Below are 14,830 nucleotides of genomic sequence, written 5' to 3' on the forward strand. Positions count from 1 at the left end.
TAAGCACGGCTGAACTTGTCGCCGAAGTACTGGCTGGTGCCGCTCTGCAAAGCCTTGCCGTCCTTCATCATCGCTTCGATGGTGTAGGTGGCTTCGGCACCGGCAAACTTCTCCTTGTCGGTCTTGCGGCCCTTGATGACGGGAATGCACAAATCCTTCTCGCAGAAATCGGCATAGCAGTTCAGCTGCTGCTCGGTCTCGGCTTGGGCTTCCTCTGCCGTCTCGTGGATGGTGTGACCTTCCTGCCACCAGAACTCACGGGTGCGCAGGAACGGACGGGTGGATTTCTCCCACCGCACCACGCTGCACCACTGGTTGTACAGCATCGGCAGATCACGGTAGCTGTGTAGCACATGGCTGAAGTGGTCACAGAACAGCGTCTCGCTGGTGGGGCGCACCGCAAGGCGCTCCTCCAACGGCTCACTGCCGCCCATCGTGACCCATGCAACCTCCGGCGCAAAGCCGTTGACCAGTTCGCCTTCCTTTTTCAGCAGGCTTTCCGGCATCAGCATCGGCATCGCCACGTTCTCATGGCCGGTGGCCTTGAAACGGGTGTCCAGATTCTTCTGGATGTTCTCCCAGATTGCATAGCCGTAGGGACGCAGCACTACAAAGCCCTTCACGCTGGAATACTCCACCAGCTCGGCCTTGGTGCAAATATCGGTGTACCACTGGGCGAAATCGACTTCCTGTGCGGTAATCGCTTCCACCATTTTTTTCTTATCGCTTGCCATGTCTACTCCTTCACCTCATACGGCGGCATGATTACAGCCGCTCCTCCAGATAATTCACCACATCGCCCACGGTGTGGAAGGTCTCAATATCCTCATCGGGAATCTCCACGCCGAACTCATCAGACAAAGTGGTGATCATATCGATAACATCGAGGCTGTCGGCGCCAAAATCATTGACGATATCGCTCTCGGGGGTGATCTTCTCAGGGTCAACTTCCAGCTGGTCGGCCAGATAATCGCGGATACGCGCAAAAACTTCGGAATCCATAGTTTAACTCCTTCTACAAACAAATATTCATTAAATATATAGCGTATCTGCCGAAGGATGTCAAGGGGGTGCAGGGAAAAAGGAACGGCCCGCCGCTGAGTGTTGAAAAGATGGGCTGCCGCATACCATGTTCGGGGGAGTGATGGTATGAAATTGCAGTTTACCAAAATGCAGGGGGCCGGCAATGATTACATTTATCTGGATTGCCGCCAGAACGATTTGCCGGACCACCCGGAGGAATTGGCCCGGCAGCTTTCCCGCCGGCATTTTTCTATTGGAGCCGATGGCCTGATCTTGATTGCACCGCCGCTTTTGGCTGACGTGGACGCCACCATGGTGATGTACAACGCCGACGGCAGCGAAGGCAATATGTGCGGCAATGGGGTGCGCTGTGTGGCGGAGTATCTCTACAACCACGGCGTGCGCAAGGATCGTATCGAGGTGGACACCCGACGGGTAGGCCGCAAGACGTTGTATCGGGTGGCGCCCCACCAGTGGCGTGCAGGCATGGGACGATTCTCCACCCGGGCAGCAGATCTGCCGGTGGAAGGTCTGGGGGCAGGCCCTTTGCTGGATGTGCCGTTGGTAGCAGCGGGACAATCTTGGCGGGTCAGCTGCATCAGTATAGGCAACCCTCATTGCGTGGTGCGGCGTGACTCATTGCCCACACCGGCTCAGCTGGCAGAATGGGGGAGCGCTTTGGAAAAGCATCCGGCCTTCCCACAGGGCGTCAATGTGGAGTTTGTACGGCAGGATGGGCCGACGGCATGGACGGTCATGGTCTGGGAACGGGGCAGCGGAGCCACGCTGGCCTGCGGCACCGGCGCTTGCGCTGCTGTGGCGGCGCAGGTTTTACAGGGATACTGCCCTCGGCAAAACCCGGTGACGGTGACTCTTCCCGGCGGGACCCTCACCGTACAAATTTTACAGGACGATACGGTGTTGCTCACGGGTCCTGCCGAAACGGTGTACGAAGGAGTGCTGGAAATTTGAACCCGTTGGCTTTACACTACAAGGGCCAATTTGGTATAATAAAACTAATAATGGCTGAAGGAGGAAGTCAAAAAGTCATGCAGAATGTGTTGAAAATGTGGAAAACTCTTTGGCACCAAAAAAAAGGGGGGGGCACGCTTCTTTCAGGTGTTTCCTTGGGTGTGGTTGATTGCGGCCTATTGCATCACTTTTGCGGTGCTGGCGTTATATGGACGCCCCTATATCGACAGTGATATGGCTAGTGAGATGGTTCTGGCCAATTTACTGAAAGAAGAAGGGGGAATTTTATCCGTAAATTGGTGGTACTCTACAGAAATTGAGTTTTGTGCACTTCCGGTATTTTATGAAGTCGGTTTATCATTTTTTCCGACAAACTGGTATGCAGCACGTATTATGGGGCAAGCCATTGCAATGTTGTTGTTATTGCTTTCCTATTTATACGTTGGACATGGATTGAAATTAAAGAATAGTGGCGTTTGGGGAGCCGCTGCATTAGCGTGTCCGTTTGGTGTATGGTATTTTTGGTATGGGGCCTTTGGAGGTCTTTACCTAATGTACATGATTTGGCAGTTAATGAGTTTTGGTGCAATTTTACATTTGCTCTTCGCAAGCAAAAAAAGGGCGTATGTTTTGCACGGCTTGTTATTGGCGGCAAGTTGCTTCCTTTCCGGACTAAACAGTGTGAAGGGCATCATGGGATTTTATCTGCCGATGCTTTTAGCGGCATGCCTGATTTTTCTGTTGAAATGGAATAATAAACCGCAGCAGTTACCCGAACGGGGCAAAAGGCTTTTGATTTGGTCGGTAGTGGCAGCCTTACTTGCTTGTATTGGATATTTGATTAACGGTACATTTTTAGCGAAAAATCATTTGTTTAAAAGCTATAATGGGCAAGAATGGGTTCAACTTAGTTTTAGTCAACTACTGGATAAGTGGGCAGAGTTCCTAAGCTTGTTTGGCCATCCAGGGGACGGCTTTTTAAAAGATAAAATTCCGCTGTTTTCTGCAATTGGACTTTTGGGTTCCTTTAGCCTTCTCACTATCTTCGCAATCATTGTGAGTACCGTGCGATTGCTTTGGCGCTGGAAAGAATTGAATACGTCTCAATTGATCGCACCTGTCCTTTTGGTCTGGATTTGCATTGTTCAAGGAATTGCTTTTTCCTGTACAGGTGTACCTAGTTCTATCAATGCTTCTTACTGGCTTACGGCAGTCCCCTTTGTATTTCCGGTGCTCCAATTAGAAGGAGAGACAGAGCATTTCTCTTTGAAGTTTACAAGGAAACTTGCCGCGATTGCGTTTAGCTGCTGTTTTGTGGCAACTAGTATTGGAGCAACTATGCAGTTTTTCTCTTCTGGGTATAGAATCAATCCGCATCTTGAAACTATTTGTGACTGGTTGGTAGGACAAGGATATACGCAGGGATATGCCACATTTTGGAATGGAAATGTGTTAACTGAATGGTCAAATGGACAAATTGAGATGTGGGTGACGGAAGATTTCAATGACATGGAAATGCATCAGTGGCTACAAAAGAGCAGCCACCAGCAACCTCCCGAAGGTCAGGTGTTTTTGATTACAACGCAGGAAGAATTGGAAAAGATGGGCCTCTCTCAACTGTATTGGTGGTCGAATGTCGTATATGAGGATGACAGTAGCCAGTGGCTTTCCAAGGTGGGCCATTATCTGGTCATGACTTACAAAAACTACGACGACATGATGAACGCCATTCATGGCGCCCAGTCTTGGGAGCAGGAGGCTGCGCAAGAAACGCAGGATACCCAGTCGGCTTGACGCAGTTCGTTGTGTCTTCTCTCTTGCGCGACGTACAAAATTGTGGTACAGTAAGTCTAATTGGATAAGTATACACAAGAGGGGGATTATTATGCAACTCAATCCGCATTATGCCGAGCTGAACGAAAGTTATCTCTTCAGTACAATTTCCCATAAGATTGCGGACTACCAAAAAGCGCATCCGGAGGCGGATGTTATCCGCCTTGGGATCGGCGATGTGACGCTGCCGTTGGCCACGCCGGTTATTGAGGCGTTGCACAAGGCCGTTGAGGAGATGGCTCATAAGGAGACTTTCCGTGGGTATGGCCCAGAACAGGGATATGATTTTCTGCGGGAAGCCATCCGCGGATACTATGCCGACCGTGGGGTAAAGCTGGAACTGGATGAGATCTTTGTTTCGGACGGCGCCAAGAGCGACCTTGGCAATCTGCTGGACCTGTTTTCTGTTGAGAATTCGGTGCTGGTCCCCGATCCTGTCTACCCGGTCTATGTGGATGACAACGTGATGGCAGGCCGCACGATCCGCTATATGGCGGCCAACGCGGAAAACAACTTCCTGCCGATGCCGGATGCTTCCACGGAAGGGGACATTGTTTATCTGTGCAGCCCCAACAATCCCACCGGTGCTACGTATACGAAGGAACAGTTGGCCGTGTGGGTCCAGTGGGCCAAGGAGCATCATGCGGTCATCCTGTACGATGCAGCCTACGAATGCTTTGTCAGCGAAGAAGGCTGTGCCCGGAGCATCTATGAAATAGATGGTGCCAAAGAAGTTGCCGTGGAAGTGTGCAGCTTTTCCAAGATTGCAGGCTTCACCGGTACCCGCTGCGGATATACCATTGTGCCCTTTGGCATCCAGTCGAACGGTCAGAGCCTGAATAAGATGTGGCTGCGCCGTCAGACCACCAAGTTCAACGGTGTACCCTACATTGTACAGCGCGGTGCGGAAGCCGTCTTTACCGAAGAAGGCATGCGGGAAATCCAGAACAATCTGGATTACTACCGCAACAACGCAGCGGTCATCGCAGCGGCCTTGGATGAAGCCGGTGTGTGGTACTGCGGTGGCAAGAACAGCCCCTACATCTGGCTGCGCTGCCCCAAGAATATGGGGAGCTGGGAGTTCTTTGACTGGCTGCTGGAAACGGCACATATCGTCGGCACGCCCGGCGAAGGCTTTGGTGCCTGCGGCAAGGGATATTTCCGCCTGACGGCATTCGGCGATGCCGAGCGTACCAAGCAGGCGGCGGAACGTCTGAAGAAGGTGTTGGCAACACTGTGAATCCAAGAGGAGGGATTGTCATGAAACCGAGCGAAGAAATTATGAATTTCCTGAAGGAAAATCCTACGTTCTATCTGGCCACGGTGGAAGGATATCTGCCGCGGGTACGGCCGTTGGGGTTTGCCATGTGGTATAAAGATCATCTGTGCATTGCCATCGGTAAGCACAAAGCGGCTTACAAGCAGTTGCTGGATAACACCAATCTGGAAATCTGCACCGCCAATGATCGCGGCGAATGGCTGCGTGTGCAGGGCACGGCCAACTTTGACAATACCCCCGAAGCGCAGGAAGCTGCCTTTAAGGTGGCACCCCAGCTGCAGGATCTCTACAATGAGGAAACCGGCAACAAGTTGGGGATCATCTATCTGGATCACCTGTCTGCGAAACTGTTCTCGATGTCGGGAGCAGTAAAAGACATCATGAGTTACTAATTGTTCTAGTACATCAGCGGGACCCGTTCGGGGTCCCGCATTTTTTATGAAATTTGTAACGTTTGAAGTCTTTCTGCGTCTTATGGGTACGACCGGTTGAAAAACTAGGAAAGGAGGGCACTGGATGGAGAAAGACAGTTTTGAGCAGGTGTATAGCCAGTATTATAAAGTGGTTTACGCCTACCTGCTGACGCTCTGCAATAGCGAGGAATTGGCAGCCGATCTGGCGCAAGAAACGTTTTATAAAGCCTTGCGCAGCATTGACCGCTTCCAGCAAGAGTGCCCACTCAACGTCTGGCTGTGCAGCATCGCCAAACATGCGCTGGTGGATCACTACCGCCGCCACCGTCGGGAAATACAGCCCGAACAGATGCCGGAGCCGCCGGACCGTGATCCCTTGCCGGGACAGAGGCTGGAAGAACGGCAAGCGGCATTGGCGCTGTACAAGGCGCTGCATGGTCTGTCGGAGCCCTACCGGGAAGTTTTTTGGCTGCGGGTTTACGGCGAACTGAGCTTTGCAGAAATCGGGGCCCTGCATGGAAAAACAGAAACTTGGGCACGGGTGACCTACTACCGTGCTCGCACCAAATTGAAGGAGGTTTTGCCATGAAATTGCCTTGCTATCTGGTACGGGATTTGCTGCCACTCTATCAGGACGACGTTTGTGACCCACAGACTGCTACCGACGTGCGGGAGCATCTGGAAGATTGCCCGGATTGCCGCCACCTGTGGGAAACCATGCAGGCGGCCGCTCCGGTGGAGCGGGACATGGTAGCCGCGCGGGAGCGGGAACAAACTGCGGCGCTGCGTCGGGTCAAACGTACCCAGCGGAAAAAGCGGCTGCTGACGGTGCTGGTAACCCTGCTGGCAGTGGTGCTGCTGTGTTTCGGGGGATGGACTTTGTATGACCGTGCCAATACTACCTATCTGGACTATCCACAGGAGGCCATTTTGGGGGTGGAGGAAGAAGCACTCTCTGATGAATGGCTGATCAAGGGGCAGGGGATCGTTCTGAAACTGGATCCTGAGGAAATGGCTTCGGTTCACTGGACGCGGGTCTTGGATACGGTAGGCGGCGATACACTGGTCTTTACGTTGGGCCGCTCCCAGTGGCATGCATGGACCCATGCCCAGTGGGGGGATGACACCGAAGACGGATCTCATGAGATTATTCTCTATAGCGAAGCGCTGAATGGCAGGGAGGAGATGGAGAATCTGAAAGCAGTCTACTACCTGCCCTACGCAGAATTTGAGGCGTGGTTCGACATCGTTGCCCGAGGGGTACCGAAGGATGCGGTGCTGCTCTGGCAGCGGGATGAAACAAAATAAAACAAAAAAGCCCGCCGCACGCGATATTGGCGTGGGGCGGGCTTTTCTGATTGGATCGCTAGATCAGTGCTGCGGATTCAGGATGGTACGCCAATCCAGATCGCCATGTTCCAGACCGTGGATCAATACCTCCGCAGTGGCAATGTTGGTAGCCACCGGAATGTTATGTACATCACAGATACGCAGCAAGTTCATCTCGTTAGGCTCGCTGGGTTTGGCGCTGATGGGGTCGCGGAAGAACAACAGCATGTCCACTTCGTCGCAGGCAATACGCGCCATGATCTGCTGGTCACCGCCGTGACCGCCGGGCAGAAATTTTTGAACCGTCAAACCGGTGTTTTCTTCGACCAGACGACCGGTCGTACCGGTGGCAATCAGTTGGTGCTGTGACAAAATATGACGGTAGGCGGTGCAAAATTGTACCATCAACTCCTTTTTGGAGTCGTGGGCCACCAAGGCAATTATCATAACGCTACACCATCCTTCACAAACATTTAAAAGGTAAGCGGAACACGTTGTCCGCATAGACGTTTGGCCATGGCCTGCCCGGCGATCACCGCTGGATCGCCGGAAGGGGGAATCGAACCCTGTGCACCGGCCAGTTGTAATTCTCGGCTCTCGGGAATGACCGCCAGCAGCTGGGCACCGACGGTATCAATGCATTCATCCAAATCAAAAACTGCTGCCCGTTTCCCAAAGCTGTCCCGGGTGATGCGGTTCATCACCAAGCGCACCGCGCTCTGGGGGCGGCCGCCGCACAACAGCCGGTCAGCCACAATCTTGCCGTCCCGCAGCGCCACAGGGTCGGGCGTCAGCACCAGCAGGGCTTTGTCGGCTACCGAGGCAGCGGCCGTAAACGGCGCGCCCATACCGGCGGCGGTATCCAGCAAGACAAAATCAAAATACGGGCGTACAGCCATCAGCAGTCTGCCCAAGGGCGCCGCTTCCACGGCGCCACCTTCGTACGGGGCGCTGATGACTGAAAGCCCGGGGTATAGCGGGCTGGGTACAATGGCTTTGTTGGCTTCGCACCGCCCGCAAAGAACATCTTCAATATCATAGACAGTCCGGCCATAAACACCTGCGATGATGTCCACGCTGCGCAAACCGGAATCCAGTTCCACCAGCAAGACCTTGCGGCTCAGCTGTGCCAGCGCGGCACCCAGTAATACCGAAACGGTGCTTTTGCCGGTACCGCCCTTGCCGGAACAGATCATGATACATTGTGCGTTCAAAAGGCGCGCCTCCTGTATTCGTGGCCGCCAGAACCGCGACACTCTCTCATTCATATTCTAACACACTTTGTCTACTGCGACAACTGGCTTTTTGATTAAAAAAAATTACGCATTTTTGAACGTTTTAACAACGAACTGTTTAGAATGATGTGTAAAAAATGGAGAAATCGCCCATTCATAAAACGTTTCAGCCAAAATACGCATCCAGCACGGACCGCAAGATGGGAGCTGCGTTAGATCCGCCGCCGCCGTATTCCAGAACTACGGCCACCGCGATCTGGGGGTCATCTGCCGGGGCATAGCCGATCAGCACCGAATTGACGTAATGGCTGCCGTTGGGCAGGGTTTCGGCCCGTTGGGGACTGCCGGTTTTGGCCGCACAGACCACCGAGGCCTCCCGCAGTACCCGGGTCGTTTGCGCCATCCGCTTCATGCCGTCTCGGATGGGACCAAAAACGGTTTCGCCGCCCGCCACGGCTGTAAACTGGGGCTGGTACTGCCACACCGTTTCCCCGGTGGCGGTGTTTACAGCATGGTCGGCAAAATGCAGGGTGGGGCGCTGCCCGTTGTTGGCCAAGGTGGCGGCATAAACGGCCAACTGGGCAGGGGTCACGGCGGTGTTGCCTTGCCCGATGGCTGCCATCAGGGTCAGCCCGGCCTGATAGTTGTCGTCGCGGGACCAGGTCAAGCGACCTGCGGCTTCGTTGACTTCCACGCCGGTGGAGCTTGCCAGTCCCAACTGCTGGGCCATGGCGCTGAAGGTGTCCACTCCCAGACGCCGTCCTACATCGTAGAAGAAGATATTGCAGCTATGTTCCAATGCGGTGCGCAGGTCTACCGGCCCGGCGTGGCCGTATTGCAGGCAGCCGGGCTGATACCCGCTGTAATAGAGATACCGTCCCGTACAGTTGACGGTATCGTTAGGGTCGAACTCCGCGGTCAGGGCGGCAGCCGCCACCGCAGGTTTGAAAGCGGACCCCGGCGCATACAGCCCTTGAAAGACCCGATCCAGCAAAGGAGCGGCGGGGTCGGCAGCCAAGGCGGCGTAGTCGGTGCGGTACTGGGTCAGGTCGTAGTTGGGCCAGTTGGCAGCGGCAAGGATTCCGCCGGTTTTCACATCTACCACGATGGCGGCCCCGGCAGTTGTTTCCCGTCCGCCGCCCGTTGCAGCGGTGGTCCGCAGCGTCTGGATCCGCTCCTCCAGCGCTTGCTGCAGGGCGGTTTGCAGCTTGGCGTCCAGCGTCAGCACCAGTGTGGCCCCCGGCGTAGGCGAGCTTTGCTGCACCGTGGTGCGCACCGCACCATCCAAACCGGTGTTGATGAGCAGTTGTCCGTCCTGCCCGCGCAGCAGGTCGTCATAGGCGGCCTCCAAGCCGCTTTGCCCCACAATGCTGTCCATAGCCAACCCTTTTTCTTGGGCGGCGGGCCATTGCTCGGCGGTGATCGGCCCCGTGAATCCCAGCGCATGGGGCAGCAGAGCGCCCTCCGGCCAGGTCCGCACGCCGCGGGCTGCCAGCCGCGCGGCACCGCTCTGCACCAAACCGGCACGGTAGATAGCCGTCATCTGGTCGCTGCTCAGCGATTCCATGACCAACAGTTCCCCCGCCGAAACGGCAGAACAAAAGGCGGCAAGTTGTGTTTCCACATCCTTGCCGCCTGTAATGGCCTGCACTGTTTGTACGGTTTCCTGTAAATTGCTGCCCGGAGGTGCCGGGATCCGCAGATATAAGTCGTATACGGTGGTATCTCGAGCCAGTACCACCCCGTTGCGGTCGGTGATCGCCCCTCGCGCCGCGTGCTGCTCCACGGTGTAACTGGCGGAGCTGGCTTCGGCCAACTTTTCCGCGTAGTGGTCGGCCATGGCAAACTGCATCCAAGCCAGCCGCGCAAAAAACAGCACAAAGACGACGCAGCATAAAATCAGCAACACCGCGATGCGCCCCCGGCCGGTCGAGCGGCCGGTTTGTCGTTTTGCCATGGTGCAACACCTCCCTGTATAGTATTCCCAGTATAGGCGATTTCTGTCGAAATGGCAATCATTTTTTTACAAAAAACACCAGACTGTTCTGGTCGGCAGTATCCTGCAAAGCCGCAGAGGCCGTCAGTCCGTCGCCGTCAGGCTGCGGCGTTTCGGCCAGCGTACCCAGCCAATACCCACCGGGGGTGGTGACTACGGTGCCTGCCGGCAAGCCGCAGTCGGCGGGCAGACCGGTCAAAACCCAGCCGCCGTGCCGCGCCAACAACCCGGAAAAGTTGCCGGATAGTCCGGCGCAGGGGCTCTCCTCGGTGCCGGCAAAGGCGATTCGGCAGGTATCGTCTGGGCGGTTCTCCACCACACGCCCTACATAACGCCCCTGCGGGTCCACCACGGCAGCTCCTTCCGCTGCCGTACAAGCCAGCGTGGCGCTATTGGGCTGCCGTGCTACCACCCGAGCGGGCTGCCAACTGCCCGTTACCCGCTGACTGTCCAGCAGCCTGCGCAGCGCTTCGTTTTCTGCCAAAGCGGCTTCAGCCGTAGCCAGTTGATGATGCAGGGCGGCATTCTGCTCGGTCAGGTCTGCCAGCCGCTCCTCATACCGAGGGGCAACGTGGGACGCCAAAAGCCGGTCCAGATAGCTCCACCCGGCAGGAAAGGCGGCTGCCAGCCAGGGCGCGCTCCCTAGGAGCAACAGTGCCGCTACGATTCCCACTCCCCAGCGCCAACGGCGCTTGGATTGGGCCAACTCCAAACCACCCCGCATCTGCATCACCCCTGTTTACAATATGCCTTGCGGGAAGTCGGTAGACTTTGTTATAATACCCCCGGGAGGGAATTTTCATGAAATATAAGCTGTTGCTTTTGGATATAGACGGTACGCTGCGCCCCGATGGCTGCGAGCGCATCCCGCGGGAAAACGCCGACGCAGTCAACGCCGTTCAGCGGGCCGGGGTGAAGATCGCCATTGCCACCGGGCGGGGACGTACCGGTGTGGGTAAAGGACTGCTGCGCTCGGTAAAACCCGATTATTGGGTTTGCGCCGGGGGTGCCCAGTTGTTGGACGGTAAGGGCAATGAACTGGCGCTGCACCGCCTGACCAACGAGGAAATGTATGCGCTGGTAGACTTCTTTGAGGATTATGAGCTGCCGCTGCGCTTCACATTCCATGACGCAAACTATGCCTATCTGGGATATGAAACGTTTATGGAGCGGGAAAAAGCCAAGAATCTGCATAACAACATCGTGGACGGCGAAGATCAGGACCACCATTTGGTGGAAATGCCTTTCGGCGCCTTCGGGTTCGCGCCCCGGGAACGGGCCGAACAGTTCCAGCAAAAGTATGGGTATCTGGGCCTGCAATTTCTCTACTCCTATCCCGGCAGCAACGGCTGTGACATCGCCCAGACCGGGGTGGACAAAGGGCGGGGCCTGTGCGAACTGGCCCAGTTGGCGGGCCTGACCCCGGCGGACTGTGTGGCGGTAGGCGATGGCGACAATGACGTGTCCATGCTGCAAGCCGCCGGACTAGGCATTTCGATGGCCAACGGCAGCGCAGCGGCTAAGGCGGCTGCCGACTGTGTGGGACCGGATGCTGCGCCCTTCGGGGTGGCGGAACTCTGCCGCCGCTTGTGGCCGGAGGCTTTTTAAGATGGCGGTGACCAAGGCCGCCTACACCCATGTGGGGCCGGGGCTGCCACCGCTGCATGGGACGCAGGCCGGGGCACTGATTCTGGGCAGTTTTCCCAGCCCCAAAAGCCGGGAACAGGGGTTCTTTTATGGGCATCCGCAGAACCGATTCTGGCCGCTGATGGCCGCGATTACCGGGGAAGCACCCCCTGCTTGGGACGACTTGGAAGCCAAAAAGGCCATCATCCTGCGCCATCATCTGGCGGTGTGGGATACCATCGGCGCCTGCGATATTCGGGGTGCATCCGATGCGTCCATCCGCAATGTGGAGCCCAACGATGTGGCGGCGCTGATCCGTCAGTTGGGGGTACAGGCGGTGTTCTGCAATGGGGCGGCGTCGGGCCGGGTGTATGCCCGGTATGCCCAGCCGCTGACCGGATTGCCTGCCACCGTTTTGCCCAGTACCAGCCCAGCCAATGCGGCGTGGTCGATGGAAAAACTGCGGCAGGCATGGGGAACGGCGTTAGCACCTTTTTTACAACTGCACGGTTGAAACAAAGCGGTTTTTGTTCTATAATAGGTCTATTATTTCATCAGGAGGAAAAGGCGCCATGAGCAAATGGGAGGAAAAGCAGGTCCGCCCGGTTTTGCCGCTGTATTTGGCGGCTTTGGCATGGCCGGTGGCCTCGCTGTTATTCCCGCCCTACACGGTGGGCAATCTGGCCATTGTGGCAGTGAGCAGTGCGGTGGTCTATCTGGTTGCCCGGCGTTTGTGCCCCATGCGGGTAGTGCGCACGCTGGTACCCTATGCCACCGGCAGCGAGGAAGTGGATGCTATGCTCAATGGCATCACGGCCAATCTGGATGCGCTGCATGCCTTGAATGACGCCATCCCCGATACACAACTTTCCCGGGCGATGGACCGGATGGAGAAAGCCGGCCGCAGCATTGTTTCGGTGGTGGAAGGTGCCCCCGATAAGGCGCGGCAGATCGACCGTTTTGCGCGGTATTATCTGCCAGAGGTGGTCAAGCTGATGAGCGCCTATGCCAATTTGGAGAAAAACGGTGTCCGGGGCGAAAACGCCGAACAGATCCTCACCGATCTGCGCCGTAACGCCGACACCACCGCCAAGGCGTTTGAAAATCAGCTGGATGCACTGTACAGTGCGGAAGCAATGGATATTTCTACCGACATTGAAGTGCTGGACAGCATTTTGAAAAGTCAAAACTTGACCAAATAATGATGAAAGATGAGAAAGGATGGAACTCCTATGGCTGACCTGAGCAAGGAATTGGATCTGAACGTGCCCGCAGCCCCCAGCCTGACGCTGGATGCAACCCCGAGCCTGACGCTTGACCCCACCGCAGAAGAGAAGGCGGTAGAAGAGGCCAAGCAGGCGGAACCGGTCAAGGTGGAAGATACGCCGCTGAGCCCGGAAGAGCAGAAGATGGTGGACGACTTTGCCGAGAAGATCGACATCACCAACTCCCAGATGGTGCTGCAGTACGGTGCGGCCAGCCAGAAGAAACTCAGTGATTTTTCCGAGACCGCCCTTTCCCGGGTCAAGACCAAAGACATGGGGGAGACCGGGGACCTGATCACCGGGCTGATCGCGGAGCTGCAAGGCTTTGACGCCACCGCCGAACAGCCCAAAGGCATCTTCGGCTTCTTCAAGAAGGCGGGCAACAACATCGAGCAGCTCAAGACCCGCTACGAGAGCGCCGACAAAAATGTGGAGCGCATCCGTGCCCAGTTGGAGGATCATCAGGTCACCCTGATGAAGGATATCACCATGCTGGATAAGATGTATCAGCTCAACTTGGTTTATTTCAAAGAGCTGACCATGTATATTCTGGCGGGCAAGAAAAAGCTGGCCGCCGTGCGCAGCAACGAGCTGAAAGCTGCGCAGGAGAAAGCCCAGCGTACCCAGCTGCCCGAGGATGCGCAGGCAGCCCGAGATCTGGCGGACTTGTGCGACCGGTTTGAGAAAAAGCTCTACGATCTGGAACTGACCCGCAATGTTTCCATCCAGATGGGACCGCAGATTCGGCTGATCCAGTCCAACGATACGATGATGGCGGAAAAGATCCAGACCACCATCGTCAACACCATTCCGCTGTGGAAAAACCAGATGGTGCTGGCATTGGGCATTGCCCATAGTCAGGAGGCTATGAAGGCCGAGCGGGCGGTGACCGACGCCACCAACGAATTGCTCAAGCGCAACGCCGCTACCCTCAAGCAGGGCACCATCGACATTGCCAAGGAGTCGGAGCGGGGCATCGTGGACATCGAGACGCTGCAGCAGACCAACAAGCAGCTCATCGAAACGCTGGATGAACTGAACAAGATCCGCGCCGACGGCAAAGCCAAGCGGGCCAATGCCGAGCAGGAACTGGGCCGCATCGAAGGCGAATTGCGCGCCAAATTGCTGGAGATCAACGCCTGACCGCTTAGGCGGCCCATCGCAGCAGAGGAGCTGTCATGCAACTCGAACAACAGGAAACTTTTGTCATCCACGGTCCCCAGCTGGAAGTGCTGGGCGAAGTGGAAACCAAACTGCCGCCGCCGGCCAAAAAACGTCCCACGGCAGTACTGGCCCTTGTGGTCTTGGCGCTGGTGTCGGTGTTCGGCATCGGCGGTGCGCGGCTGAAAGGGCTGCGCAGCCGCACAGCTCAGATCTATACGACCCAGCAGGATGAATATGGCCACAGCATACAGGGGGACTTTGCCACCCAGACCGACGCGGCTGCCAGCCTGATCCGGGTGGCCTCCAACGTGCTGGGGGAGGCGGATGCCGATGTACAGGCCGCACAGGCGGCGCTGGACCGTTGGAATGCCGAGGCGGACGCAGCCCAGCCGGCAGTGCAGTATAGCTGCAACACCACGTTGGTAGGGGCGGTGGACCTTTTGTACACCGCGGCTGCCGATACGGCTGATGCCAAAACCAAAGGACAGTTGGACGACCTGTACGATAGTTTCACGTCGGCACAGGCGACCATCCAACGGGCGGCAGCCGAGTATAACACGCAGGCTGAGGCCTACAACGAGACGGTTTCGGGCTTCCCCGCTAAGGTGCTTGCGGGCTTGTGGGATGCAGGTACGCTGCAGACCTTCGCCCCCAGCGATGGAGGAACCGTAACCACAGGAACTTGAAGAGGAAAC

At 56.3% G+C, this 14,830-nt stretch carries 17 protein-coding genes; 11 read left to right on the forward strand and 6 right to left on the reverse strand.

Annotation, left to right across the window (positions count from 1 at the left end; all coding sequences use genetic code 11):
- Positions 1-734 (reverse strand): aminoacyl--tRNA ligase-related protein (locus Q0526_RS10410; protein ID WP_366522081.1); only part of this gene is annotated, 734 nt, incomplete at its 3' end.
- Between the two features lie 31 nt (positions 735-765).
- Positions 766-1,002 (reverse strand): acyl carrier protein, encoded by a 237-nt coding sequence (gene acpP / locus Q0526_RS10415; protein ID WP_007047462.1) that lies wholly within the window; start codon positions 1,000-1,002, stop codon positions 766-768.
- 147 nt (positions 1,003-1,149) lie between these two features.
- On the opposite strand from acpP, the gene dapF reads away from it, so the two are divergent.
- The 6 genes from dapF to Q0526_RS10445 all read left to right on the forward strand — a co-directional run bounded on the left by dapF (position 1,150) and on the right by Q0526_RS10445 (position 6,828).
- The gene (gene dapF, locus Q0526_RS10420; RefSeq protein WP_298733256.1) at positions 1,150-1,995 is read left to right on the forward strand and encodes a diaminopimelate epimerase; all 846 of its coding nucleotides are present in this window, start codon (positions 1,150-1,152) and stop codon (positions 1,993-1,995) included.
- Positions 1,996-2,154: 159 nt separating this feature from the next.
- Positions 2,155-3,789 carry a hypothetical protein gene (locus tag Q0526_RS10425; protein ID WP_298733258.1) on the forward strand — a complete coding sequence of 545 codons (1,635 nt, stop codon included), beginning with the start codon at positions 2,155-2,157 and terminating at the stop codon, positions 3,787-3,789.
- Positions 3,790-3,880: 91 nt separating this feature from the next.
- The gene (locus tag Q0526_RS10430) at positions 3,881-5,068 is read left to right on the forward strand and encodes an LL-diaminopimelate aminotransferase (protein WP_298733261.1); all 1,188 of its coding nucleotides are present in this window, start codon (positions 3,881-3,883) and stop codon (positions 5,066-5,068) included.
- A 20-nt stretch (positions 5,069-5,088) separates the two neighbouring features.
- Positions 5,089-5,499 (forward strand): pyridoxamine 5'-phosphate oxidase family protein, encoded by a 411-nt coding sequence (locus tag Q0526_RS10435; protein WP_298733262.1) that lies wholly within the window; start codon positions 5,089-5,091, stop codon positions 5,497-5,499.
- Positions 5,500-5,623: 124 nt separating this feature from the next.
- On the forward strand, positions 5,624-6,109 hold the full coding sequence (locus tag Q0526_RS10440; protein ID WP_298733264.1) for a sigma-70 family RNA polymerase sigma factor: 486 nt from the start codon (positions 5,624-5,626) through the stop codon (positions 6,107-6,109).
- Positions 6,106-6,828, forward strand: coding sequence for a zf-HC2 domain-containing protein (locus tag Q0526_RS10445; RefSeq protein ID WP_298733266.1), 723 nt, complete (start codon positions 6,106-6,108; stop codon positions 6,826-6,828). Before Q0526_RS10440 ends, Q0526_RS10445 begins: the two co-directional genes overlap by 4 nt.
- Before the next feature lie 63 nt (positions 6,829-6,891).
- Here Q0526_RS10445 and mgsA read toward each other — a convergent pair whose 3' ends face one another.
- The 4 genes from mgsA to Q0526_RS10465 all read right to left on the reverse strand — a co-directional run bounded on the left by mgsA (position 6,892) and on the right by Q0526_RS10465 (position 10,804).
- The gene (mgsA, locus tag Q0526_RS10450) at positions 6,892-7,296 is read right to left on the reverse strand and encodes a methylglyoxal synthase (protein WP_007047455.1); all 405 of its coding nucleotides are present in this window, start codon (positions 7,294-7,296) and stop codon (positions 6,892-6,894) included.
- Between the two features lie 26 nt (positions 7,297-7,322).
- Entirely contained in the window at positions 7,323-8,063 is a 741-nt protein-coding gene (locus Q0526_RS10455) for an AAA family ATPase (RefSeq protein ID WP_298733272.1), read from the reverse strand.
- Positions 8,064-8,250: 187 nt separating this feature from the next.
- Positions 8,251-10,041, reverse strand: coding sequence for a penicillin-binding transpeptidase domain-containing protein (locus tag Q0526_RS10460; protein ID WP_298733274.1), 1,791 nt, complete (start codon positions 10,039-10,041; stop codon positions 8,251-8,253).
- Between the two features lie 58 nt (positions 10,042-10,099).
- Positions 10,100-10,804, reverse strand: a complete 705-nt coding sequence (locus Q0526_RS10465; protein WP_298733276.1) for a hypothetical protein — start codon at positions 10,802-10,804, stop codon at positions 10,100-10,102.
- A 77-nt stretch (positions 10,805-10,881) separates the two neighbouring features.
- On the opposite strand from Q0526_RS10465, the gene Q0526_RS10470 reads away from it, so the two are divergent.
- The 5 genes from Q0526_RS10470 to Q0526_RS10490 are packed head-to-tail and all read left to right on the forward strand — an operon-like array spanning position 10,882 to position 14,821.
- Positions 10,882-11,688, forward strand: a complete 807-nt coding sequence (locus Q0526_RS10470) for an HAD family hydrolase (protein WP_298733278.1) — start codon at positions 10,882-10,884, stop codon at positions 11,686-11,688.
- A 1-nt stretch (position 11,689) separates the two neighbouring features.
- Entirely contained in the window at positions 11,690-12,220 is a 531-nt protein-coding gene (locus Q0526_RS10475) for a DNA-deoxyinosine glycosylase (protein WP_298733280.1), read from the forward strand.
- 58 nt (positions 12,221-12,278) lie between these two features.
- Positions 12,279-12,908 (forward strand): 5-bromo-4-chloroindolyl phosphate hydrolysis family protein, encoded by a 630-nt coding sequence (locus Q0526_RS10480; RefSeq protein WP_298733282.1) that lies wholly within the window; start codon positions 12,279-12,281, stop codon positions 12,906-12,908.
- Positions 12,909-12,938: 30 nt separating this feature from the next.
- The gene (locus Q0526_RS10485) at positions 12,939-14,114 is read left to right on the forward strand and encodes a toxic anion resistance protein (protein ID WP_298733284.1); all 1,176 of its coding nucleotides are present in this window, start codon (positions 12,939-12,941) and stop codon (positions 14,112-14,114) included.
- A 35-nt stretch (positions 14,115-14,149) separates the two neighbouring features.
- Positions 14,150-14,821: a LemA family protein gene (locus Q0526_RS10490; RefSeq protein WP_298733286.1), complete on the forward strand. Its 672-nt coding sequence runs from the start codon at positions 14,150-14,152 to the stop codon at positions 14,819-14,821.
- Positions 14,822-14,830 lie beyond the last annotated feature (9 nt).

This window comes from uncultured Subdoligranulum sp. (assembly GCF_937890665.1).

Excerpts from the sequence above, each read along its gene's own strand:
- acpP (WP_007047462.1), bottom strand. The coding sequence starts at position 1,002 with ATGGATTCCGAAGTTTTTGCGCGTATCCGCGATTATCTGGCCGACCAG.
- dapF (WP_298733256.1), top strand. The coding sequence starts at position 1,150 with ATGAAATTGCAGTTTACCAAAATGCAGGGGGCCGGCAATGATTACATT.
- Q0526_RS10430 (WP_298733261.1), top strand. The coding sequence starts at position 3,881 with ATGCAACTCAATCCGCATTATGCCGAGCTGAACGAAAGTTATCTCTTC.
- Q0526_RS10435 (WP_298733262.1), top strand. The coding sequence starts at position 5,089 with ATGAAACCGAGCGAAGAAATTATGAATTTCCTGAAGGAAAATCCTACG.
- Q0526_RS10440 (WP_298733264.1), top strand. The coding sequence starts at position 5,624 with ATGGAGAAAGACAGTTTTGAGCAGGTGTATAGCCAGTATTATAAAGTG.
- Q0526_RS10445 (WP_298733266.1), top strand. The coding sequence starts at position 6,106 with ATGAAATTGCCTTGCTATCTGGTACGGGATTTGCTGCCACTCTATCAG.
- mgsA (WP_007047455.1), bottom strand. The coding sequence starts at position 7,296 with ATGATAATTGCCTTGGTGGCCCACGACTCCAAAAAGGAGTTGATGGTA.
- Q0526_RS10460 (WP_298733274.1), bottom strand. The coding sequence starts at position 10,041 with ATGGCAAAACGACAAACCGGCCGCTCGACCGGCCGGGGGCGCATCGCG.
- Q0526_RS10465 (WP_298733276.1), bottom strand. The coding sequence starts at position 10,804 with ATGCGGGGTGGTTTGGAGTTGGCCCAATCCAAGCGCCGTTGGCGCTGG.
- Q0526_RS10470 (WP_298733278.1), top strand. The coding sequence starts at position 10,882 with ATGAAATATAAGCTGTTGCTTTTGGATATAGACGGTACGCTGCGCCCC.
- Q0526_RS10475 (WP_298733280.1), top strand. The coding sequence starts at position 11,690 with ATGGCGGTGACCAAGGCCGCCTACACCCATGTGGGGCCGGGGCTGCCA.
- Q0526_RS10480 (WP_298733282.1), top strand. The coding sequence starts at position 12,279 with ATGAGCAAATGGGAGGAAAAGCAGGTCCGCCCGGTTTTGCCGCTGTAT.
- Q0526_RS10485 (WP_298733284.1), top strand. The coding sequence starts at position 12,939 with ATGGCTGACCTGAGCAAGGAATTGGATCTGAACGTGCCCGCAGCCCCC.
- Q0526_RS10490 (WP_298733286.1), top strand. The coding sequence starts at position 14,150 with ATGCAACTCGAACAACAGGAAACTTTTGTCATCCACGGTCCCCAGCTG.